The sequence below is a fragment of the Bacillus paralicheniformis genome (assembly GCF_002993925.1).
GTDB classification, from domain to species: domain Bacteria; phylum Bacillota; class Bacilli; order Bacillales; family Bacillaceae; genus Bacillus; species Bacillus paralicheniformis.
Genome location: NZ_CP023665.1, coordinates 2,161,111 through 2,187,584 on the forward strand (window position 1 = coordinate 2,161,111; position 26,474 = coordinate 2,187,584).

The 26,474-nt window shown below is 49.0% G+C and carries 5 protein-coding genes; all 5 read right to left on the reverse strand.

Annotation, left to right across the window (positions count from 1 at the left end):
* Position 1 precedes the first annotated feature (1 nt).
* Positions 2-7,642: a non-ribosomal peptide synthetase gene (locus CP943_RS11065; protein ID WP_105981003.1), complete on the reverse strand. Its 7,641-nt coding sequence runs from the start codon at positions 7,640-7,642 to the stop codon at positions 2-4.
* A 16-nt stretch (positions 7,643-7,658) separates the two neighbouring features.
* Complete coding sequence (locus tag CP943_RS11070) at positions 7,659-15,353, reverse strand: non-ribosomal peptide synthetase (RefSeq protein WP_105981004.1); 7,695 nt, start codon at positions 15,351-15,353, stop codon at positions 7,659-7,661.
* A gap of 26 nt (positions 15,354-15,379) precedes the next feature.
* Positions 15,380-23,035, reverse strand: a complete 7,656-nt coding sequence (locus tag CP943_RS11075; RefSeq protein WP_105981005.1) for a non-ribosomal peptide synthetase — start codon at positions 23,033-23,035, stop codon at positions 15,380-15,382.
* A gap of 508 nt (positions 23,036-23,543) precedes the next feature.
* Complete coding sequence (locus CP943_RS11080; RefSeq protein WP_026579606.1) at positions 23,544-25,181, reverse strand: AMP-binding protein; 1,638 nt, start codon at positions 25,179-25,181, stop codon at positions 23,544-23,546.
* Positions 25,182-25,212: 31 nt separating this feature from the next.
* Positions 25,213-26,373: an acyl-CoA dehydrogenase family protein gene (locus CP943_RS11085; RefSeq protein ID WP_023855749.1), complete on the reverse strand. Its 1,161-nt coding sequence runs from the start codon at positions 26,371-26,373 to the stop codon at positions 25,213-25,215.
* Positions 26,374-26,474 lie beyond the last annotated feature (101 nt).

Sequence of the window (26,474 nt, forward strand, 5' to 3'; positions counted from 1 at the left end):
CCTACAGTTCCTCGACAAAGCTCGCAATATTGTCCAAATCTTCCGCTGTTAACGATTGGCTGCTAAAATCGCTGACCGTTTTCTCTGTTTCTTGTTTATGTGCGCAATGTTTGATGATTTGGTGCAAATTATGTTTCACCATGTGCAGCAGCTGTTTCATTGTTGTTTTATGGAACCGGCTTGGCGGATAGCTCAAATTGAAATGCAGCTGATTTTGCCTTACCATGGCGCTCATTTCCAGCGTTTGCTCACGCTGCCATGTAGGTGTAATGTCTTTCCCGCTTGCAAGCCCCGAAAAGCTGAACTTTTGTTGGCGTTCTGTATCATTGAATTGCCCTAAATAATTAAAACCGATTTCAGGCGCTTTGCTGAACTGGATTGTTTTGTTTTCAGAGGATGTTAAATATTTCAAAATGCCGTATCCCATTCCTTTGTCCGGTATTCTGCCGAGTGTATCTTTGACTGTTTTCACTGCCAGCCCCAACTCGCCTTCGACTGCATGTAAATCAATCAACACAGGATATATTGTGGTAAACCAGCCGACTGTCCGGCTGATATCCAATTCAGGAAGGGTGTGATCTCTCCCATGTCCTTCCATCGCGATCCGCAGTTTCCTCTCTCCCATCCAATCACACAGGGCTAATGATGCTGCCGTCAGCAGAATATCCTGGGTGTCTGTGTTGTAGGCGTTGTTAACCTTGTGGATTAAAACGTGTGTGTCTTCTTCGGAAAGGGTAAAGCTTTCCGTTTTCCGAATGTTGTCCGCAGCGCTATGCGGTTTTTCACAAGAAAGTAAAGCGGCTTTTTCTTTTTCAACAGTGCGCCAATACGATTGTTCGCGAATGACCTTGCTGCTCTCTGCGTATTCGGCAAGCCGGTTTGCGAAATATTGGTATGAGTCCGTTTTCCGCGGAAGCTGAACCGGTTGTCCTGTGGCCGCCTGACTGTATGCTGCCGATAAATCCTCAAGCAAAATCCGCCATGAGACCCCGTCGACGACCAAATGATGAATGGTGAGAAATAAATAAGTTCCCGACATTGTGTTGAACAAGCCTGCTTTTAGCAGTGGGCCTGTTTGCAAATGGATACTGCGCTGCAAATCAGCGACTTCGTCTTCAATCATCTTCTCCCATTGTGCCGTTTTAGAAAGGTCTCTTATGTTCAGGCTGTAAAGTTCTCCATGAATTCCCCTGTTAAATTGCTGCAGCTGGCCGCCGTCATCGATGATTGTCATGCGGAGGGCATCATGATGGATGACAAGATGCTGTAAAGCTGTTCGAAGCGGCTGTTCCTGAAATCCTTCTGAGCTATGAAGCATGACAGATTGGTTGAAATGCTGCCTCTTTTCGATATGCTGTGCGAGGAACCAGCGCTGAACGGGCGTCCAAGGTACTTCTCCTTCAATCGGCCGCTGATCTATATTTCTCTCAGTCTTGCGGATGAGAGGCGCGGCTTCTTTAATAGTTGGATGGCGGAATAAGTCGCCTGCCGTGATTTTCAAGTCAAACCGTCCAAGGCGCGCAGATACTTGGAGGGCTTTAATCGAATCGCCTCCCAGTTCAAAAAACGAATCCTCAATCCCGACTTTTTCAACGCCGAGCACCTCTTGCCAGATCACGGCAAGCCGTTCCTCCAGCTGGTTGCGCGGAGGGGCGTATGCTGTGTTGATTGCTGTGGTCTCCGGCTCAGGCAGCGCTCTTCTGTCGAGCTTTCCGTTTTGTGTCAGAGGCAAGGCGGCAAGCTCAACCAAATGCGCCGGGATCATAAACCCGGGCAATTGCTGAGAAAGAAGGGATCTGACTTTCTCGATATTCATTTCCGCTTGCAGACTCATATAGGCAAGGAGTTCTTTATGTCCTGAGGGACCGGTTCGCACGATGACGGCGGCTTCTTTGACACCGTCAATCTGCCGCAATGCTGCTTCAATTTCTCCCAGCTCAATCCTGTAGCCGCGAATTTTTACTTGATCATCCATCCGGCCGATATATTCAATCGACCCATCCTTCAGCCAGCGGGCCAAATCACCGGTCCGGTACATTCGTTCACCAGGTGTGAAGGGATTTGGCACAAATTTTTCTTTCGTCAGTTCAGGTCTCCCGAAGTAGCCTCTGGCTAGCCCGTCCCCGCCAACGCATAATTCTCCGATGACACCCATAGGCTGCAATCTCCCGCGGCTGTTGACAATATAAGCGGTTGAATTAGCGATTGGGCGGCCGATCGGAATGGAATGCTTATACTCGTGTTCAATCCGGAAGCACGTTGAGAATGTTGTGTTTTCCGTTGGGCCGTAGCCATTCCATAGCGCGAGATCCGGTGCCGCGTTGCGAACGCGATTGACATGGTTTGGCGACAGGGCTTCTCCGCCGAGAATCAATCTGGACAGGTCGGAAAATGTTCGTTCATTTTGTTCTGATAATTGATTAAATAAGGATGATGTCAGCCATAAAGTCGTGATGCCGTTCTGCTGTATGAATGTCTTGAGCCGATCGGAATCTAAATAAGTTTCCTTGTCACTGATGTATAAACAAGCACCGTTTAATAGCGGTCCGAATACTTCAAATGTCATCGCGTCAAATCCCAATGACGCTGTCAATAAAATCCTGTCTTCAGGTGAAAATGCCATATCGCTGTTTTTTACGAGACGGACGACGCCGCGCTGTTCAACCATTACGCCTTTTGGCGTGCCGGTTGATCCGGATGTATACATGATATAAGCGAGAGAATCAGGACCGCCCTGCTGTTCGGGATTGTTTGCTGAAATGCCGACCTCAAGCTGGATGTCTTCTATGAATAACCGTTTTCCTGCCATATGAGATTCTAATCGATCTGATTGGAGGAGCATCACAGCATTGCTGTCAGACAACATCCATTCCAGCCGTTCTGTCGGCATGTCTTCAGTGACGGGAAGATAGGCTCCGCCGGCTTTTAAAATACCTAGAATTCCGACCGCAAGTTCAGGGGTGCGACTTGTTAATAGTGCGACAACACTTTCTGAACCGACGCCATTTGCTCGAAGCGCAGCGGCTATTCTGTTGGCGCGTTCGTTTAGTTCACGGTAAGTCAAGGTTTGTCTGTCATATATAACGGCCGGGGCGTGAGGTGTTTTGGCTGCTTGATATTCAAATAAACGGCTGATCGTTTCGTGTTTCGGGTAGTCTTGTTTTGTCTGATTAAATGTGTGAATGAATGAGCTTGTCTCATGTTCATCTAATACATGGATATCTCCGAGATGAATGTTCTGATGTTCGATCACATGATGGAGAATATGAATATAGTAGGAAAGCCATTTCTTGATCGTTTGTTTTTGATAGATGTCTGTATTGAATTCAACATCAAAACGGATTGTCTCTTGATCTTCTTCAGCTGCATAAAGAGTCATATCAAACTTAGAGACTTTATGGGCGTCATGAGCTATAGTCGTCAAATGCAAGTTATGCAGAGTCAGTGATTCCCGCTCCATATTTTGCAGAGCGAACATAACGTCAAACAGCGGATTGCGGCTCATATCACGGACGACATCAAGCCGGTCGACAAGCTCCTCAAACGGATAATCCTGATGCTCGAACGCCTCAAGCGCCGTTTCGCGGACCTCCTTTAAGAAATCGCTGAAACATTTGTTTTCTGCCGGCTGCGTTCTGATCGCCAATGTGTTGACAAACATGCCGATGACAGGTTCTAAGTCTTTGTGCGGCCTTCCGGCGATCGGCGAACCGATGATGATATCCTCCTGTCCGCTGAGCCGGGCAAGAAGCGTGCTGTACGCGGCGAGAAGAACCATATACAGGGTGCATCCGTTGTCGCGGGCGATCTTGTATAGGCCGGATGAAGTGTCCGCATCAAGTGAAAAGGACACATGATCTCCGGCAAAGCTTCGCACCGCCGGGCGGGCGTTGTCGGCCGGAAGCTCCAGTACCGGCAGCTCTCCGTCGAGCTGCTTCAGCCAATAGGCTTCCTGTCTGTTGTACGCCTCCCCATGTTTGAATGCCTGTTGCCAGACGGCGTAGTCTTTATATTGAATCCGCAGCGGGGCAAGCATCCGGTTGGCGTACAGCTCGCTGAATTCGCGGATTAAGGTGCCGACAGACACCCCGTCGGAAATGATGTGATGCATGTCCACCAACAACAGGTGGCTCTCCTCCGCTTCCTTCACAAGAGCGGCGCGGAAAAGCGGCGCTTCTTGAAGTCGAAACGGACGGACAAAGTCTTCAGCCGCGGCCAACTCCATCAGCTGAAACGGGACATCATCATGGATGCGCTGGACAGGCTCGCCGTCTGCCCCGGTTTCAAACGACGTCCTGAGCGATTCGTGGCGGCGGATCAGCTGCCTGAATACTTCATCAAGCCGGGCGCGGTCGAACGGTCCTGTCAGCTTAAGCGCAGCCGGCATATTGTAGCCGACACCGCCGTCTTCCAGCTGCTGAAGGACATACATCCGCTTTTGCGCCGAGGACACCGGGTAGGTGTCCTGTTTATCTGCCGGTTCAATCGCCGCATGCGGACTTTCATCCAATTCCTGAATCACGGCGGCGAGCTCTTCCAGTGTCGGCTTGGCAAAAATCTCCTTCAGCGGCACTTGCACGCCAAACGCTTTGGCAATGCGGGAGACGAGCGCTGTCGCTTTCAGCGAGTGGCCGCCTTGTTCAAAAAAGTGGTCGCGAGTGCCGGCAGGGCCGTATTTCAGCACCTCTTCCCAAAGCTTGGCGAGCTTCATTTCCGTGATGGTTTGCGGCGCGGTGTAAGCGCGTCGTTCAGCCGCTCCGTCGGGAGCGGGCAGCGCCTTGCGGTCAAGCTTTCCGCTCGGTGTGACAGGCCAGTCACGCATCTCGATGAATGATGAAGGCATCATATAGGCCGGCAGGCGTTTGCCCAGTTCTGTCCTTGCGGTCTTTTGATCCTGACCTTCAATATAGGCGCAAAGCTCGGTTTCCTCCCCTTCTGTCCGGGCGACAACCGCCGCTTCCCGCACGCCGTCGATCTGGCGAAGCGCCGCTTCGACTTCTCCCGGTTCGATTCGGTAGCCGCGGATTTTCACTTGGCCGTCCATGCGGCCCAGCCATTCAACGGTGCCATCCGGGAGCCATCTCGCCAGATCGCCCGTTTGATACATGCGTTCCCCTCGATAAAACGGGTCATCGAGAAACCGTTCTTCTGTCAGCTCCGGACGGTTCAAATAGCCCCTTGCGACACCCGCGCCTGCGATATACAGTTCTCCGGCCACCCCTATGGGCTGGACAGCTTTCTCACTGTCTAAAATATAAAGACGGGCTCCCGGTACAGGTTTTCCGATCGGAAGCCGCATCCGTTCCCTGTCTTTTTCGTGGTCGTATCGAAAAAATGCGGCATCCACCGTAGCTTCTGTCGGCCCGTAGCCGTGAATGACCGCAGTCTCCGGCAAAGACCGGGCAAATCGGGCGGCTGTCTGGGGAGCGAGCGCTTCACCTCCGGCGAATACGCGTTTCAAGGTTTTCGCAAGGCTTGTCCTTTTCTCCTCTGTTTCCATCTCGACCTGGTCTAAAAAGCTGTTGGCCATCGCCGGGATAAAATGCGCCGTTGTCACTCCTTCGTTTGTGAAGGCTTCTGTCATTAAAGCGGGATCTTTCTCCCAGCCCTGCGGAAGCAAATACATGGAGGCGCCGGGAATCATCCACCAAAACAACTGCCAGATCGAAGCATCAAATGAAAACGATGACTTGAGCACGATGACATCATCTTCAGTTAATGGGAACTGGCGCTGCATCCCGGACAAAAAGGCGGCAGCCTGTCGGTGCTCAACCGCGACGCCCTTCGGTGTCCCGGTTGAACCGGATGTATAGATGACATAGGCGAGTGAGCCGCCATCTGTATGAACGCAAACCGATTCGGTCTCCGCTGTCTCCGCTTGAAACGATGACAGGTTGACTTCAAGCGTCTCACCGGCAAAACCGGAGACGGACAAACCCGGCCCTGTGACGAGAAGCTTGGCGCCGCTGTCGGCGAGCATGTATCTGAGCCGTTCTTCAGGATAGTCTGGATCAAGCGGCACGTAAGCGCCGCCGGCTTTCAAAACAGCCAGCACCGCGATCACCATCTCTGGTGAACGGTCAGCGAGCACGCCGACCACACTTTCTTTGGCAACGCCTTTTTTCTTCAACCGGACAGCGAGCTGATTGGTATACTGATCAAGCTCTCGATATGTTAAGGTACCGCCGGAAAAACGAAGCGCCGGCATGTTCGGCGACAGAGCTGCACGGCGGGTGAAAAAGCTATGCAGCGTCGGCGCTAAAGGTGCAGCGGGCTCTGTTTGATTGAATTCGTACAGCATCTTTTTGGCAGTTTCTTCGCCAAGCAATGCAATTTGTGCGATTTGTTGATTGGGATCAGCGATGACAGAGCCTATGATATGGCGTAAATACAGTTCGATTTTTTTCATCATGGCTGGATCATACAGTCCGATATCAAAATTTATGCGAATATAAAGCGAGCTTCCCGGAATGATTTTAATGCTGCATCCATAGTTGGTAACTTCATCCATATCGAAATCATCGACTGTGAAATCGAATGCATCAGCTTGATTCAGACTTTCAATTTCGCGCTGGGCCGGTATGTTTTCAAATACGACAATATGGTCAAACAGCTCATGTTTCAGCGTGCTTTGCGCCTGAATATCATATAAAGGATAATAACTGTACGCTTCCGCTTTCAGTGACTCCTGTTGCAAGTGGCTGACCAATGTCAAAAAGGACTCCGGCCCGCTTTGGACCCGGACGGGAATGGTATTAATGAAAAGCCCGACCATTTTTTCTACGTCCTCAAGATCAGACGGCCTCCCGGAAATAACGGAACCGAAGACTGCGTCATCACAGCGGTTGATCTTTTGCAGAATGATTCCCCATAATGCCTGAAAAACCGTATTCAGCGTCGCGCCTGCTTGCAAGGCCAATTTTCGCAGCCCTTCAGTCTGTTCTTTAGATAGGGTAAATGCCATCTGCTCAAGCTTTCCTTTTGAGGATGATGATGTTTTGGGCAGTGATGCGGTTTGTTTGACATCGACAAGCCTTGTTTTCCAAAAGGCTTCAGCTTCTTTTCGATCCTGTCGCATCAGCCATTTAATATACTTGCTGAACGGCTGAACCGGTTCAAAATCAGGAAGCTGCCCTTTTCCTAAAGCCTTGTAAATCGCAAGAAATTCTTTCATCACAATACCAAAGCACCAGCCATCCATTAAAATGTGATGATGGCTCCAAATACAATGATATTGTTCGTGTGCCCTTTTTAAGATAGATACTCTCATAAGAGGGTCTGTTTGCAGATCAAATCCTTTTTTCTTGTCGTCATGTTCGAATTGATCGACAAATGTTTCTTTAGCCGCCTCGTCCAGATGAGAAATATCAACAAATTGAAGGCGGCTTTGCCGCTCTTTTAACACGACTTGGCGCGGCTTTGCCACATTTTTGTGTATAAACGCAGTGCGGAAAATATCATAGCGTTCAATCAGCGCGTCTAAACTTTTTTGAAACCGTTCTGTATCAAGCGAGCCGTTTATCGTAAATGATGCCTGTTCAAAGTAGGCTCTAGATTCCTGATCCAATAGCGAGTGAAACAGCATGCCCTCCTGCATAAAAGATAAAGGATAGATATCTTGTATTTCCGGTTGCTGCACCATCAGCGACTCTCCTTTTCTATAATTTATTGACAGCTCCCATAATGTCGCTTAGTTCCTCCAAAGTTAAATCTTCATCAGTGAAGTCTGTTGCACTTTTTTCATGGTTTTCTTTTTCTGTGCAATGCTTGATGATCGTTTTGAGAAAAAATTGAACATGGTCTGCTAGAGCTTGTACTGTTTCTTTCTCATATTGAAGCCGGTTGTAGACAAAGTGCATGACGAGACATTCTGAAGATACGGCGCCGCTGATATCGAGAAGATGAGGCCGCTCCCAATCCGGACTGATCTCATGCCCCGCTTTGACGGGAGAAACGCGAAATCCGCTCGACTTGATATCTTCGTCAAACTGTCCCAAATAGTTAAAGCTGATGTCGGGACGCTGGAAATCTTCAGGTTCCCACATGCCGCCGATGTATTTCAGCACCCCGTAGCCAACGCCCTTATACGGAATACGGCGCAGCATGTCTTTTGTCCGCTTGATGTGGTAGCCGAAACGCTCATGATCATCTGCGGACTCCGGAAGGCTTGCATCGAGTAAAACAGGATAAATCGAGGTAAACCAGCCGACCGTCCGGCTGATATCGATATCCTCCAAATGCGCTTCTCTTCCATGGCCTTCCAAGCTGATTTTGAATCGATCATTGCCGGTCCATTTGTGAAGCGCAAGACCTAACGCGGCGAGTAATATGTCATTTGTATCTGTCGTATACGGCTTGTTTACAGCCGTTAACAGACGCTCTGTTTCTTGTTTTGTCAGCCGAATGTCTATGGTGTCTGTATCTTGCAGCAGATTCGTAATGGTTTCGGCATCTTTCGGAAGCGGTTCAACTCTTGTTTTTTCCCTTTCAGTCCAGTAATCTATTTCCCGTAATAGCTGTCGGCTTGTTGCGTAATCAGTCAGCCGCTTGGCATAGGTTTGATAGGAATCTGTCTTTTCCGGAAGCACGATTTCTTTTCCCGCCAGGGCCTGTTTGTATCCGGCGGTTAAATCTTCGAAGAGGATGCGCCATGATACTCCGTCGATGACAAGGTGATGAATCACAAGCAGCAAATGATCGCCGTCCGATCCGCGAAAAACGCCGGCTGCAACAAGCGGCCCTGTCTGAAGCTGAATCGATTTCTGAATATGTTCCGCGGCCCTTTCAATCATCACATGCTCTTGAGCTAATGATCCTGCTTCTCTTACATCAAGCAGTTCAAACGAAAACAGCTCCTCTTTGGCAAGCTCTTCGGCTCTGTTGTACTGTGTTAAAACTCCGTCTTGATATCCGCATACCATCCGCAATGCGTCATGATGGACCACGATATGGGCGAGCGTTTTTTGCAGAGCTGTTTCATCAAATCGCGCGGAACTGTGCAGCATGACAGATTGATGAAAGTGATCGTGTGACAAAGATTGTGAGAAAAACCAGTGCTGTACAGGCGTCAGCGGCACTTCGCCGTTGACGGGCGCTTGATCAATCTCGCGCCGGACTTTCGTTACCCGCTTTGACAGCTCGCCAAGCGTCTGATGTTTAAACAGCTCGCGAACCGTTGTTTCATAGCCTCGCTGCTTTAGCCTTGCGCATACTTGCAGCGCTTTAATAGAATCTCCGCCAAGGTGAAAGAAATGGGCGTTCACACCGAGCCCCTCCATTCCTAAGAGCTCTTCCCAAATCTCAGCCATCATCTGTTCAATATCGTTTCTTGGGCTTATATCTTCACCTGCGCCCTGATTGGCCGCCGGTTCTGGCAGCGCATTTTCGTCGAGCTTGCCGTTAGCTGTCAGTGGCAGTTCATCAACCTGTATGATCCGCGCGGGTATCATGTATTCCGGGAGGAGCGTTCTGAGAGATGTACGAATCTCTGCTTCATTCAGGCTTTGCGCCGTTACCGCATATCCATAGATCGATTGCTGTCCGTCTTTGTCATTTCTTGTTATGACTGCTGCTTCCTTGATTGGAGGCAGTTCTTGAAGGGCGCTTCTGATTTCTCCCAACTCAATCCGGTATCCTCTGATCTTCACTTGCGCATCTTTTCTGCCGACATATTCCAGCTCGCCGTTTGGCATCCTTTTGACGATGTCTCCCGTACGATACAGGCGCTGACCTCCGACATATGGATTTGTGATGAATCGGGAAGCGGTCAGCTCTTCTCTGTTGATATAGCCTCTTGCGACTCCGGCGCCTGCGATATACAGTTCTCCCGGCACACCGACAGGCTGCAGGTTCATATAGGCGTCCGCGACATAGGCTTGTAGGGTTGCCAGAGGTTTTCCGATATTGCTTTTATTGTGTTTCATATCGGTTCGAGTCAGCTTTTTATACGTGGCGTGCACCGTTATTTCGGTAATGCCGTACATATTGATGAGATCCGTTTCTGGATACTTCTCAATCCAGTTCATCAGCATCCCGGGCTGCAGGGCTTCTCCCCCGAAGATGACATAGCGGAGCTGTAAGCGGTCCGAATGCCTTAATTCTTCATCGATAAGCCCGTGAAAAGCTGTAGGCGTCTGGTTTAGCACAGTCACGCCTTCTTTTTGTAAAAGCCGCCGGTAGACATGGGGATCGCGGGCGGTTTCTTTCGGGACAATGACAATTTTTCCGCCGTGTAAAAGAGCGCCGAATATTTCCCAAACTGAGAAGTCGAAACAATAGGAATGGAACAGCGTCCAGACGTCCCAGGATCCGAATGAAAAAGGCAGCTCGTCATGTTTGATCAGGCTGACCACATTGCGGTGTTCAATCACTACACCTTTTGGCTTTCCTGTTGTTCCTGATGTGTAGATCACATATGCCGGCTGTTCGGCTGATATCGGCTGGCGCCGCCTTTTCGCTGCGGCTTTTTCTGCCTCGTCAATATATAAAACAGGTATGTCTATAGGTTCTTCCCATTGTTGTCCGGATTGAGTAAGCAGCAGTTTGGCCCCGCTGTCATTCAGCATAAAGCGGATCCGTTCAGCTGGATAATCAGGGTCGATCGGCAAATAGGCGCCTCCCGCTTTTAAGATGCCGAGAATCCCAACCAGCATATCGAGTGAACGGTCTGTCATTAAACCGACCACTTGCCCTGAACCGACACCATGTTCATTCAACACAGCAGCTGTCCGTTCAGCCTTTTCATCAAGTTCCCGGTAAGACAGCTGCCGATCATCGATCACGGCGGCTATTTGATCCGGAGCGGCCATTGCCTGTTTTTCAAATAGACTCGCGATGTTCTCTTGTCTCGGGTATTCAGCCGTTTCTCCTGCAGCATTGATCAGCATGTTTTGTTCTTTCGGAGTCAGCATTTGCATGTCGGACAGTTTCATGTCGTGATTGGCCGACATGCTGCCGATTAGCGCTTTAAAATGATCAGACCAGCGCGCGACCGTTGCCTTTTCAAATAAGGCGGTACTGTACTCAAAATGACAGCTGATCGTACCGTCATCTTGTTCTTCGGCATGCAAAGTCAAATCAAACTTTGACGAGTGATGCGGCAGTTTATGTGATAAAAGCGTCAGTTCCGGTAATTCCACCTTGAAATCATCGCTGTTTTCAAGCACCAGCATAGCGTCAAAAAGCGGGTTGCGGTTCACTTCTCGTGGGGCGTCAAGGTGTTGGACGAGCTCCTCAAACGGATAATATTGGTTGTCAACAGCCTCAAGTGTCAGTGTTTTGATCTCTTTCAAATATGTACGGACTGTTTTATTCCCTTCAGGCTTGCTTCGCATCGCCATTGTATTCACGAACATCCCGATCACGCCATCAAGTTCTGCGTGTTCTCGGCCATGTGCCGGCGAACCGATGACAATATCCTCTTGGCCGCTCAGTTTAGAAAGAAAGACTGAGAAGCCAGCCAGCAACACCATATATAACGTTGAACCGGTCTCATCCATTAACTGGCGCAGCTTTGCCCCTGTTTCCCTGTCAATATGCGTGGTCAAAGTGTCTCCGCTAAAATCGGGGAGAAGCGGCCGTTTTTGATCAAGCGGCAAGTCCAGCACCGGCAACGTTCCCTTCAGCACTTCCAGCCAGTACTGTTTTTGGCTGCCGAATGCCCCGGCTGAAAACTGTTCATTTTGCCATACAGCGAAATCTTTATATTGCAGTGTCAATGGAGGCAGCTCTTTCCCGCTGTAAATGGCCGAGAATTCACGAATAAACGTGCTCATTGACATACCGTCAGCAATGAGATGATGCATATCAAGCAGGAAGAAATGCCGGTCTTTGTTCAACGCGGCTAAGCAGACTCTGATCAGCGGAGCTCTTTCAAGATCAAACGGCTGAACGAACGATTCCAACACTTCATTGAGCGATTTCTCGGATTGGATGTGCAACTCTGTCCACTTCACTTCGGCAGATGATACGACTTTTTGCATCGGCTCCCCGTCCTGTAAAACAAACGAAGTGCGCAGCGCTTCATGTCTGTCGATTAATGTTGCAAAAGTTTCTTTCAATCGCTTTCGGTTCAGTGTTCCGCAGAGTTCCAAGCAAGCGGGCATGTTGTAGCTTGTACTGTCTTTTGCCAGCTGATGCAGGGCATAGAGCCTTTTTTGCGCGAAAGACAAAGGATACAGATTTTTTTCCGGCGCCGGTTTTATCTCCGGACGGGTCTCACTTTTGACCCGATCTATTGCAGAAGCCATGCTGGCAATCGTCGGATATGAAAAGACTTCGCGAATCGGCAGCTGAACATTAAGCCGCTGATAGATTTTTGAGACAAGCGCCGCCGCTTTAAGAGATTGACCGCCCAATTGGAAGAAATCATCATGTATGCTAATCCGCTCCCGCTTCAACACGTCTTGCCAAATCGACATAAGCTCTGTTTCCAGCAAAGTGCGGGGCGCTTTCGGCATGACGTCTGTCCCGCCTGAATGTGCCGGTTCCGGGAGACCGGAGCGATCCAGCTTTCCGCTCGTTGTAAGCGGCATTTTGGGCAGTATTGTAAAGCTGTCAGGCATCATATAGGCCGGCAATTTCCCGGCAAGGGCTCTATGCAGGTCCAAGCGCTCTGTTTCCTTTTGCAACACAACATAAGCCGCAAGCTCCTGTTCTCCATCTGCTGTGGTGCGTACGAGTGCCGCCGCGTCTTTTACCCCGGAAATACCGCGAAGTGCGGATTCAATTTCTCCTAGTTCTATTCTGAATCCTCTGACTTTTACTTGGTGATCCAGGCGTCCAAGGTATTCGATCGTTCCATCCGGCAAAAAGCGCGCCTTATCCCCTGTCCTGTACAGCCGTTCTCCTTCATGAAAGGGATGGGCGGTAAAGGCTTGATCTGTCAATTCCTTTTGCTGAAAGTACCCTTCAGCAAGGCCTTTTCCTGAAATGCATAATTCACCGACAGCACCGATCGGCTGAAGGAGGTTCCCGTGCATAATATAGACAGATGTATTATCAACCGGCCGTCCGATTGTCAATCGCTCGCTTTTCTGAAGATTCCGCAGCACCGTCGTTGACACGCTGTTTTCTGTCGGTCCGTATTCGTTTATCAGTTCGGCGTTGCTGCAAATCTCGCGGCTTACGGTGATTAAATCAGGTGTCACGGCTTCCCCGGCGAATGTCACAGCCCGGAGTGTTTCCGCGTCTGTTTTTGTCAAGGTCTCCAGCAGTACGCGGTATAAGGAAGGAACGAAGAGCAGATGGCTGACGCCGTGTTGGGCGATAAGCTGTTTCATAGCCACGACATCTTTTGCATCATCTTCATCGGTCAGCAAGACGCAGGAGCCTGACAGAAGCGGTGTGAACAGACCTGTTATTGACCCGTCAAACACATATGAAAAGAGATGGAGCGCGATATCTCGGTCTGTCATGCTGTATTCTTCCCGTCTCCATTGCAATGTATTGGAAATGCTTCTGTGGCTGACGAGCACCCCTTTGGGCTGCCCCGTTGTCCCTGATGTATAAATGATGTAGGCCCAATTTTCGCTGTCTGACTGTGCTGAAAGAGCGGCTTTTGGTTCCGCGTCTGTTTCTTCAATTGTGACAATCTTCCCTTTGTAATCCGCAGGGATAAAAGGGAGCAGTTCTTGTTGCGTAACGAGCCATTTGGCTTGACTGTCGCGTAAGAGAAACGAGAGCCGCTCAGGCGGATGATCCGGATCAAGCGGCATATACGCACTGCCCGATTTCCAGATGCCGAGAAGAGCTGCGACAGTTTCTTTTGAGCGGCGCAGCATAACAGCTGCAACTTGATTTGGACCTGCGCCTTCTTTCCTTAGCGCACGAGCGATTTGATTAGCTCGCTCATCTAATTCACGGTAGCTCCAGCTTGTTTCATTGAATCTGAGCGCCTCTTGTTTCGGTGTTTTGGCGGCCTGCTCTTCAAACAGCTCATAAACTGTTTGATCCGGATAAGTTCGCTGTTTGCCGTGAAAGGAATGAATCAGTTTTTTTTCAGCGAGTGGCACGGGATCAATGCTTGTGATCAATTGATCGGGATCTGATAGTATACAATCGATCACTTCTTTTACATGCCCTTGAAGCCAAAGTATGTCGGTTTGATCATAGACCTCGGCGTTATAGCTGAATTTTATGTAAAAGGTCTCACCGGGAACAATGACAATATTCAAGTCGTAATTGGTTTCCTCTGACGTGGAAAAATGATCAAGATGAAGAGCGTTTTCCTCCGATTCTTCCCAGCCGTTAACCTCTTTCTGCATTTGGACGGGATAATTTTCAAATACAAGGATATGATTGACCAGGTCTTTGTTTAAGCCGCTCTCGTTTTGAATCTCATAGAGCGGATAATAGCCGTGATCTTCACAAGTCAGGATGTCTTTTTGCACTTGTTTGGCGAGTGAAGAAAATGACATACCCGCGGAAGAGCGAATCCGGACAGGCACCGTGTTAATGAACAGTCCGGCCATTGATTCGATTCCGTCAATGGCGGAAGGCCTCCCTGAAACAACTGCGCCGAATACAGCGTCATCAGTCGCGTTGTAGCGGTGCAGAAGCAAGCCCCATATACTTGTAAACAACGTGTTTAACGTCACGCCCAATCGCCTTGCTAAATCGGAAAGTTTTTCAACCGTTTCCGGCTTGAGTGAGTATTGAAGGTGTCTCGGTGTATAACCGCCTTCTGTTGTTTTGCTTTTTGAACCGGGGACAGAGACAGACTCCCCGTACCCTTCCAAATAATCGGACCAGAAGGCAGCTGTTTTTTCTCTATTCTGACCGCGAAGCCAAGTCATGTATGTGCTGTAAGGCGCCGGCTTCCCAAGGCGGAAAGGCCGGCTGTTTCTTAGAGCGTAGTACATATGGAAAAAATCTTGCAGCACAATACCTAAGCTCCATCCATCCATCATGATGTGGTGGTGGGTCCAGACGCATGTATGTCGTTTTTCTCCTGTTTGATACAGGGTCAGCCGCATTAATGGGCCTTTTTGCAGATCGAACCGTTGAAGCCGATCTGCTTGTTTGCGGCTATTTATCAACGTATTCTGTTGTTCAGCCGTCAAGGCAGAAATATCCTCCGTCTGAACAGCTACTTTTCGGTGTGATAGAACGACTTGCTGCGGCCCGTCCAGATCAGGCACCTCTTTTATATAAATCGTTCTGAAAATGTCGTAACGTTCAATCAATAGATCCAGACTCTTCTGAAATGAATCCAGACACAAATCACCGCTGATGGTGAAGGAAATTTGTTCAATATAGGCGTTTGAATCGGGGTGAAGCAGTGAATGAAACAGCATTCCTTCCTGCATATATGACAATGGATAAATATCTTGAATCTCTGTCTCTTGCGCCATGAATGCCACACACCTTTCCGGCGAAATTAAAGTTCTTTTACGAGATTGGCAATACTTTCGAATGAAGCGGAAGTCAATTGTTTATTGCTGTAATCGCTCAATGTTTTTTCTCGTTGTTTCTTGGCGGAACAATGCTCAATGACCTCACAAAGGCGGTCATGGAAGCCATCCATAAATGTTTCAATCGTACGCCTGGAAAAGACGTCGGTATAGACAGTTTGAATATCAAGCCGCTGATTGACGACCATGGCATTGATGTCCAAATCAAATTCTCTCGGCCGCTCTTCTGCAATGTTGTGGCGCGGCTGATAAGGAGACATCCGCATCATTCCTTCGAGACCGTCGAACTGTCCGAGATAGTTAAAGCAGATTTCAGGTTCACGGTGCTGAATACGTTGGGACGATTGCAAAAGCCCGTATCCGGTTCCTTGGTTCGGCACGCGTCTCATCATGTCTTTCACGTTTTTTATACGGCAAGCGGTTTTTTCGCTTGAATTGTCCGGTGCACTCATGTCCAGAAGAACCGGATATATCGAGGTGAACCATCCTACAGTTCTGGAAATATCAATGTCCGGAACATGTCCTTCCCTGCCATGTCCCTCAACACTGACAAGGAAATGCTCACGTTTCGTCCAATCGGCAAGCGCCATTCCCAAGGCCGCCAGCATCAGTTCATTCACCTCTGTGCCGTATGCCTGTTTTGTCTGAAACAGCAGCTGGTTTGTCAGTTTCACGCTTAACAAGCGCGAAGCGGTGAGTGCCGTTTTTTGCAGCCTGTCCGCATTCCTGTGACCGTCTTTTGGTAATGCGGTCGTTTCAAAAGATATCGCATGCTCCCAATATGCCGCTTCCTCAAGCAGTTCGTTGCTTGTTGACAATGGATGCAGCCTGTTTGCATATGTTACGTAAGAATCGCTTTTCTGCGGCAATTTAATTTTTCTGTCTGCTAAAGCTTGCTGATAAGCTGTTTGTAAATCTTCAAGCAAAATTCTCCATGACACACCATCCACAATCAGATGATGAATGGCGATCAGCAGATGGTCTGCATCCCGCAATCTGAACAATCCAATGTGACAAAGGAGTCCTTCGTCCAAACGCATTGCCCGCTGTATTCGTTTTTCCTCCGCTTCTATGCGTTCGGCAATCTGCGTCTCATCGGCGAGGTCTATGGTCTTAAAGCTGAATCCATCCTCATCCGTTTGACTGATTCCGCGATTATATTGAAGGATGCGTCCGTTATCGTCTTTTTTAAACATCATCCGCAAGGCGTCATGATGCTTGATTAAAGCGGATACGGCCCGGCGCAGTGCAGCCTCGTCCAATCTTTTTTCACTTGTGAGCATGACTGCTTGATTGTAATGATGTTCAAAGGCGCCAGGATAGGCAAAAAACCTTTGCTGTACAGGTGTTAGACTGGCATTCCCTTCAACAGGTCCCTGATCGGCAATTGATACGGTCGGAGTCAGGTGACTCGCCAGTTCTTCAATGGTCGGAAATTGAAATAAATCCCGAATCGTCATATCCCATCCTTCAGCGGCAAGACGAGCCGACACTTGCAGCGCTTTTATGGAGTCTCCCCCCAGCTGAAAGAAAGAGTCGGTGATGCCTGCTTGCCGTACATGGAGCACATCCTCCCAAATCCGGCATAGCAATGCTTGTTTTTCATTTTGCGGGGCATGGTAAGTTTCCAAGCTCTGAACATGTGCAGCAGGCAAAGCGTCTTTATTCAATTTGCCGTTAAATGTAAGCGGCATTTTCTCTAAACCGACAAAATGAGCTGGAATCATGTAAGCCGGAAGCCTTTTTGCCAAATCTAAACGCAGATCGATGATGTCTGCTTCTTTAGGAACGACGTAAGCCGCCAAATAGGTTTTCCCTTCAATATCTTTTTGAATGGCGACTGCCGCTTCTTTGACATGCTCGTTCTTCAAAAGCGCATTTTCTATTTCTTCGAGCTCAATTCTGTAGCCCTTTATTTTGACTTGTTGATCAAGACGCCCATAAAGACGGAGGGTGCCGTCAGGAAGCCAGCAGGCCTGATCTCCGGTTTGATACAGCGGCCGACCTTGCGCTAAAGGATCGCTGAATTTGGCTTTTGTCAATTCAGCTTTTCGCCAATAGCCTTTGGCCACGCCTTCCCCCCCAATAAAAAGTTCTCCCGGGACGCCGATGGGCTGAACTTGTTTGTTCTTGTTGAGAACATACATTTGTACATTTGGGAGCGGAATGCCGATCGGTACAAAATCGTGATAGCGCTCTTTACTCATCGTGATTTCATAATAGCTTGAATCAATGGTCGCCTCTGTTACACCGTAGCTGTTGATGATCCGCATCTCTTTTCCGAATCGTTCATTTAATGTGTAAAAATCCTGTGCACTGACAATATCTGAGCCCAGAATCAGCACCTTTAGGCTCGGTAATCGATATTTCCGCCGGTAAACATATTCCATAAAGGGAACAACCAGGGCTGGTGTCGATTCCATTAATGTAATCTGCTGTTGATTCATCAGCTTACATAACAGTTCGGGCTCAATTCGGACATCATCCGGGCAAATCACAAGCGTTCCCCCGTTTAAGAATGCCCGGGCTATGTCTCCTGAAAAGACATCAAACGAGAAACTGGCCATTTGCAGCACTCTCGCCGGTGTGCGGTCAAGCTCATAGATGCTTCGCCAAGCAAGCGCTGCATGTGTGAAATTGCGATGTCTGACTTCAACTCCTTTTGGCGCTCCTGTTGTTCCCGAAGTATAGATGACATAGGCAGTATCTTTTGGAGTTGCTGTTGAAACTATATTTTCCTCGTGCAGGCCATTATGTTCATGGTCAAGATGGATGCAAGGCATACTGCCATCTGTCAAAAGTGAAGCGATATCTATATATTCAGCCTGGGCCAGCAGCGCAGATGCTTCGCTGTCTTTTAATAAAAACCGAATTCTTTCTTCTGGATAATGGGAATCTATCGGGATATACGCTCCTCCCGCTTTCAGCACGGCCAAAACACCTATGATGGCTTCAATCGAACGATTGGCCAAAATCGCAACTCGTTTTCCAGGACCGATTCCGGCTGTTTGAAGCGTCCGCGCCAGTCGATTGGCGCGACCATTCAATTGGTGATAGCTGATCTGTTTCGAGCCCTCAATGACTGCGATTTGCTGAGGATTATTCGCTGTTGTTTCTTCAAACAGTTCGTGAAACACTGCTGTTCGTTCTGGAAGTTGAAGGTGTTTGTGATTAAATTCAACAAGAATTTGGTATTGATCTTCATCGTTCAGAAGATTGAAGCGTGCAAGATCTGTCTCGGGCTGATGGACGATATGGCGCAAAAGTACAAGCAAATGTTTCATCCAGCGCTCGATGGTTGTTTTTAAGAAAAGATCGGTGCTGAATTCCATGTCGAGACGGATATTCCCGTTAGATTCGCAAGCGGTCAATGTAAGGTCAAAAATAGATACTTGATGGGCAAATGTTTGAACGCGATTGACTTGAAGGCCGGCTAATTGCATATCGTGCTGTTCCATGTTTTGCAAAATAAACATGGCGTCAAACAACGGATTGCGGCTCATATCACGGACGACATCAAGCCTGTCGACAAGCTCCTCAAACGGATAATCCTGATGTTCAAATGCCTCAAGCGCCGTTTCGCGGACCTCTCTTAAGAAATTGCTGAAACATTTGTTTTCTGCCGGCTGCGTTCTGATCGCCAATGTGTTGACAAACATGCCGATGACAGGTTCTAAGTCTTTGTGCGGCCTTCCGGCGATCGGCGAACCGATGATGATATCCTCCTGTCCGCTGAGCCGGGCAAGAAGCGTGCTGTACGCGGCGAGAAGAACCATATACAGGGTGCAGCCGTTGTCGCGGGCGATCTTGTAAAGGCCGGCTGTTGTTTTCGCATCAAGCGTGCGGGACACTGTATCACCCGCAAAGCTTCGTACCGCCGGGCGGGCGTTGTCGGCCGGAAGCTCAAGCACCGGCAGCTCTCCGTCGAGCTGCTTCAGCCAATAGGCTTCCTGTCTGTTGTACGCCTCCCCTTGTTTGAATGCCTGTTGCCAGACGGCGTAGTCTTTATATTGAATCCGCAGCGGGGCAAGCGTCCGGCTGGCGTACAGCTCGCTGAATTCGTGGATTAAGGTGCCGACAGACACCCCGTCGGAAATGATGTGATGCATGTCTACCAACAACAGGTGGCTCTCCTCCGCCTCCTTCACAAGAGTGGCGCGGAAAAGCGGCGCTTCTTGAAGCCGAAACGGACGGACAAAGTCTTCAGACGCGACCAACTCCATCAGCTGAAACGGGACATCATCATGGATGCGCTGGACAGGCTCGCCGTCAGCCCCGGTTTCAAACGACGTCCTGAGCGATTCGTGGCGGCGGATCAGCTGCCTGAATACTTCATCAAGCCGGGCGCGGTCGAGCGGTCCTGTCAGCTTAAGCGCCGCCGGCATATTGTAGCCGACACCGCCGTCTTCCAGCTGCTGAAGGACATACATCCGCTTTTGCGCCGAGGACACCGGATAGGTGTCCTGCTTGTCCGCCGGTTCAATCGCCGCATGCGGGCTTTCATCCAATTCCTGAATCACGGCGGCGAGCTCTTCCAGTGTCGGCTTGGCGAAAATCTCCTTCAGCGGCACCTGCACGCCAAACGCTTTGGCGATGCGGGAGACGAGCGCTGTCGCTTTCAGCGAGTGGCCGCCTTGTTCGAAAAAGTGGTCGCGAATGCCGGCAGGGCCGTATTTCAGCACCTCTTCCCAAAGCTTGGCGAGCTTCATTTCCGTGATGGTTTGCGGCGCGGTGTAAGCGCGTCGTTCAGCCGCTCCGTCGGGAGCGGGCAGCGCCTTGCGGTCAAGCTTTCCGCTCGGAGTGACAGGCCACTCACGCATCTCGATGAAGGCTGAAGGCATCATATAGGCCGGCAGGCGTTTGCGCAGCTCTGTCCTTACAGTCTGTTGGTCCTGACCTTCAATATAGGCGCAAAGCTCGGTTTCCTCCCCTTCTGTCCGGGCGATAACCGCCGCTTCCCGCACGCCGTCGATCTGGCGAAGCACCGCTTCGACTTCCCCCGGTTCGATCCGGTAGCCGCGGATTTTCACTTGGCCGTCCATGCGGCCCAGCCATTCAACGGTTCCATCCGGGAGCCATCTCGCCAGATCGCCCGTTTGATACATGCGTTCCCCTCGATAAAACGGGTCATCGAGAAACCGTTCTTCTGTCAGCTCCGGACGGTTCAAATAGCCCCTTGCGACACCCGCGCCTGCGATATACAGTTCTCCGGCCACCCCTATGGGCTGGACAGCTTTCTCACTGTCTAAAATATAAAGACGGGCTCCCGGTACAGGTTTTCCGATCGGAAGCCGCATCCGTTCCCTGTCTTTTTCATGGTCGTACCGAAAAAATGCGGCATCCACCGTAGCTTCTGTCGGCCCGTAGCCGTGAATGACCGCAGTCTCCGGCAAAGACCGGGCAAATCGGGCGGCTGTCTGGGGAGCGAGCGCTTCACCTCCGGCGAATACGTGTTTCAAGGTTTTCGCAAGGCTTGTCCTTTTCTCCTCTGTTTCCATCTCGACCTGGTCTAAAAAGCTGTTGGCCATCGCCGGGATAAAATGCGCCGTCGTCACTCCTTCGTTTGTGAAGGCTTCTGTCATTAAAGCGGGATCCTTCTCCCAGCCCTGCGGAAGCAAATACATGGAGGCGCCGGGAATCATCCACCAAAACAACTGCCAGATCGAAGCATCAAATGAAAACGATGACTTGAGCACAATGACATCATCTTCAGTTAATGGGAACTGGCGCTGCATCCCGGACAAAAAGGCGGCAGCCTGTCGGTGCTCAACCGCGACGCCCTTCGGTGTCCCGGTTGAACCGGATGTATAGATGACATAGGCGAGTGAGCCGCCATCCGTATGAGCGCAAACCGGTTCGTTCTCCGCTGGTTCCGTTCGAAGTGATGACAGATTGACTTCAAGCGTTTCCCCGGAAAATCCGGAGACGGACAAACCCGGCCCTGTGACGAGAAGCCGGGCGCCACTGTCAGCGAGCATATATCTGAGCCGTTCTTCAGGATAGTCTGGATCAAGCGGCACGTAAGCGCCGCCGGCTTTCAAAACAGCCAGCACCGCGATCACCATCTCCGGTGAACGGTCGGCGAGCACGCCGACCACACTTTCTTTGGCGACGCCTTTTTTCTTCAACCGGACAGCAAGTTGATTGGTATACTGATCAAGCTCTCGGTACGTTAAGATACCGCCGGAAAAACGAACCGCCGGCAAGTTCGGCGACAGCGCCGCGCGGCGGGTGAAAAAACCATGCAGCGTCGGCGCCAAAGGTTTGACGGAATCTGTTTGGTTAAAAGCAGACAAAATCCGTTCCTTTTCGTTGGACTCTACCATATCGATGTTTTTAATCGGCTGGTTCGGCTTCTCAAGCGCCTTCTCCAAAACGGTTAAAAGATGGGATTGAATCCGTTTGATGTCATGATCAGTAAACATAGCGGTTTGATAATCAAAATTTAACTGTATGATACCGGTATCAAGGCGCTCTTTAATTGAAACAGACAGCTGATTTGCAGTGCGCCCGCTGAAATACATGGCCGTTTCATATTCAAAGCCATCCGCTTGTTGCCATTGAAGCGGCTGATACTGTATGGAAGTGACAATTAAATTTTGCAGATCACCATGCTGATGCCTTAATTCGTTCATCAGCAGATTGTAGGGATATTTTTGATGACGCATGACTGAAAGCTGTTCTTTCCCGATGCTTGTGACAAATGAAAGAACATCACAATCCGGATCAACTTCCATTCTGATTGGCAGTGTGCTCACAAACATACCGAGCATGTCTTTTTCCAGCCTGGAGGCGCGGTTACCGTAATAGGTCCCAATCACAATATCCTTGCTGGAAGTCATTCTGCTGATGCATATGTAAAACGAAGCCATAAACAGAGAAAGAATGCTGATTTGATGCTTTTCGCAAAAGTGTCGGATTGATTCTGCCAAGGGATGTGAAAGAGTCAGGGTTTCTCTTAAAGCGGCGGTGCTTTGTTGTTGAGGCAAGGCTTTTTCTGTTAGTGGGAAATGTTCTGGAATGGTGTGGTAGGTGTTTGTCCAAAATAAGCGGTCTTTTTCAAACCGGGAAGATTGCAAGTATTGCTTCTCTTTTTCGATATAGGTGAGATAGGAAGGTTCATGATGTTGAGGTAAGGGTTCATTCCGAATCATTTTTTGATACATCTCTATCAGTTGATTGCCTAGCAGATTAAGAGAAATACCGTCCATTATGATATGGTGGAATTTTGCATAGAGCCAAACTTCCTTACTCGAAATCGCCAGCAGGGTGAATTGATAAAGCGGTGAATGAAACAGCTTAAACGGAATCGAAGTCTGATCGTCAATCCACTTATTCCGTTCGGACTTGCCGGCCTTTGTCAAATCAATGGTCTCTATGGAAAGCGGGCGATGTGCAGCGAGATAAAGATCAGGCTCTTCCCCTTTCCCTTCTGTCAGCTGAAAATGAAGAGAATCATGCCGGGAAACTGAAAAGTCCAAAGCCCGCCGCAGCACATCAAGGTCAATAGCGCCCCTGAATTTGACACAGGCTGCAAGATTGCAGATACTTGTACCCGGATCGAGCAGCTCGGTAAACCATACTCTCCTTTGAGCATGGGTCAAAGTGTAGGTTGTGTTCAATGGAACCCCTCCATTTCAAATATAAGAGAATAAAAAAAGTAAAATAATTACAGGTTATATGACAATATATGGCTAAATCATACGTATGAGAATCATTGTAATACAAATTCGATAAAATACAACAATGTTTACAATAAATTCAATAATTTTTTAGAAAATAGTTATTTTATCTCATCTGCAAAATTCTTGTCTTTACTGCTCATAACATAAGAAAAGCTCTAAAGCGGAGAAAATATCACGATGTTTATACCATTTTATTCAAAAAACAGAGCTGGAATTCCACGCACTCCGAGCAGAAATGGAAATGAATTGTCATCATTTATTCGTAAAAAATATCATCTCACGTGTTTTTGAAAAAGCTCATAAAAAAACTGTACCTTAACCAATTAAGATACAGTTTTGCTTCACTTTCAAAAGCTTTAGGCTACACGGCATCCGTTTACATGTACGGATGATCCGTTAAACAAAAGAGTCCCTCATTTTAGTTCGTCGCACTTGCAAGAGAAAATTACAATTGAAAATGTTCAAGCGCTTGCTCCCTTAATTTAAATTTCTGCACTTTTCCTGATGCCGTCATCGGGAACTCTTCGACAAATGCGATATAGCGCGGAATCTTATAACGGGCGATTTTACCTTTGCAGTATTCTTTTAATTCGTCAGCTGTCATGGATGCTCCGCTTTTCAGTTTGATCCAGGCCGATATCTCTTCACCGAATGTTTCGTCAGGCACACCGACAATTTGGACGTCGAGAATGTTGGGATGCTTGTATAAAAACTCTTCTATTTCCCGCGGGTATATGTTTTCTCCGCCTCGGATGATCATGTCTTTTAATCTCCCGGTAATCCGGCAGTAGCCTTCTTCATCCATTACGGCTAAATCACCTGTATGCAAAAATCCGTCCTCATCAATCACCGCTGCCGTGTCCTCAGAATTTTTGTAATAGCCTTTCATGACATGGTAGCCGCGTGTGCACAGCTCGCCTTGAACGCCTCTTGCAACCTCCTGATTTGTGCCCGGTTCAGTTATTTTGACTTCAACATTCGGCAAGGCGCGCCCTACGGTTTCGACCCTTCTTTTGAGCGAATCGTTGACCCTCGTCTGGGTAATGACCGGTGATGCTTCTGTCTGTCCGTATGCAATCGTTATTTCAGACATCCCCATGTTATTGATCACTTTTTTCATAACTTCAATCGGACAGTTTGAACCGGCCATGATACCCGTTCTTAAAGAAGACAAGTCATATGATGCAAAATCTTGATCATTCAGTTCGGCAATGAACATGGTCGGTACACCGTGCAGCGCCGTGCATTTTTCCGTTTCGACAGCAGAAAGCACTCCTTTTGGATTGAATTCTTGCACCGGCACCATCGTCGCACCGGCGGTGACGCAAGCGAGAGTTCCCAGCACGCATCCAAAGCAGTGAAAAAAGGGTACGGGGATGCACATTCTGTCTTTTCTCGATAAATTCATGCATTCCGCAATATTTGCCGCGTTGTTTGCCAAATTGGAATGAGTGAGCATCACGCCTTTTGGAAAGCCTGTCGTACCTGATGTATATTGCATATTGATGACATCATGCTCTTTGAGTCGTTCCATCCTGTGATCAAGCGCTTTTTCGCTTACCGAACCGGAGAGCTTTAATATGTCATCCCAAAGGTACATGCCGGGATGCCTTTTATCTCCCATCAAAATAATATTTTTTAAGAAAGGCAGTCTTTCAGATGCGAGCTTACCCGGTTCCGACTCCTTCAATTCAGGAATCAGTTTGTAAAGGATATCAATGTAAGAAGTGCCCCGGTATGATTCCATTAAAATGAGTGTTGTGGCATCTGACTGTTTCAGCACATATTCAAGCTCTGATAATTGATAGTTCGTGTTGACTGTGACAAGCACCGCGCCCGTTTTTGCCGAGGCAAACTGGGCGGTGAGCCATTCCGGAGTATTGGAAGCCCAAATTGCGACATGTTCACCTTTTTCAATACCGAGCGCCACCAGTCCTTTTGCGACTTTTCTGCACAACTGGTCAAATTGCCGGTACGTATAACGGAGGCGGCGATCCGGATAGACGACAGCCTCGTGATCAGGTGCGTTTGCCGCGGTTTTCTCCAACAATTTTCCGATAGTCAAATGGAGCAGCTCTGCCAACGTTGTCCCTCCCTTCTCCCGGAAAGCGTTTTCATTTCGCCGCTTGTTTGCCTATGCCGAGCTGCCTTGCGATGACGAGCCGTTGAATTTCTGAAGTTCCTTCACCAATTTCCATTAATTTGGCATCCCGCAGCATCCGCTCGACTCCGTACTCTTTCATATACCCGTATCCTCCGTGTATTTGAATGGACTGATTACATGCCCTGAACGCCATCTCTGAGGCATAAAGCTTGGCGAAAGCCGCTTCCTTTGTAAACGGCCGGCCTTGATCTTTCAGCCAGGCGGCCTTCAGCACCATATTGCGGGCAAGCTCAATTTCCATGGCCATGTCGGCAAGCTTGAACTGAATCGCCTGGAAATAGGAGATGGGCCGGCCGAATTGTTTTCGTTCGTGTGCGTATGCAAGCGCGGCCTCAAATGCGCCTTGAGCGATACCGACGGCCAGCGCGGCGATCGAAATTCTGCCCCCGTCAAGTGTATTGAGAAACTGTTTAAACCCTTTTTCCGGGCTTCCCAACAGATTTTGTTTTGGAACGCGGACATTGTCCAAGATGAGCTGCGATGTATTGGAGCCGCGGACACCCATTTTGTCATATTCGCTATTAATGGTGAAGCCTTCCGAATCTGTCGGAACGATGATGGCGGAGATGATGTTTTTTCCGTTGTCATCTTTTCCGGTGACGGCGGTGACGATGACGGTCCGGGCATATCCGGCATTGGTGATCCAGCATTTCTCCCCGCTGATCACATAGCTGTCCCCTTCCGAGCGGGCTTTTGTCCGGGTGCCGCCCGCATCTGATCCTGCATTCGGTTCGGTCAGCCCGAACGCTCCGAGCGCCCGGCCCGTCGCAAGTGGCACGAGATATTCTTGTTTTTGTTCTTCGGTGCCGAAATAATAAACCGGTGCAGCCCCGAGCGATACAGCCGCAGCATAGCTTAGACCGGTGCTCCCGCACGCTTTGCCGATTTCTTCGACGCTAAGCGCATAGGAAATCGTATCCCCGCCTGACCCGCCGTAGCATTCCGGAAACGGAATCCCCAAGAGGCCGAGCTCCCCCATTTTTTTAAATGTCTCAACCGGAAATTCTCCCGTCCTGTCAACATGTTCGGCATGCGGTGCAATTTCCTGTTTCGCAAAATCTCTGGCGAGTTCGCGAACCATTTGCTGTTCTCTTGTTAGTTCAAAATTCATAAAGTGACCCCCTTTTTGGATCGTCAAATTCCTTAGGCAGCAGAGCTTTGTAACATTATATTAAAAAAGTGCATTTTTCATGCCAGAGGATTTTGGACAGG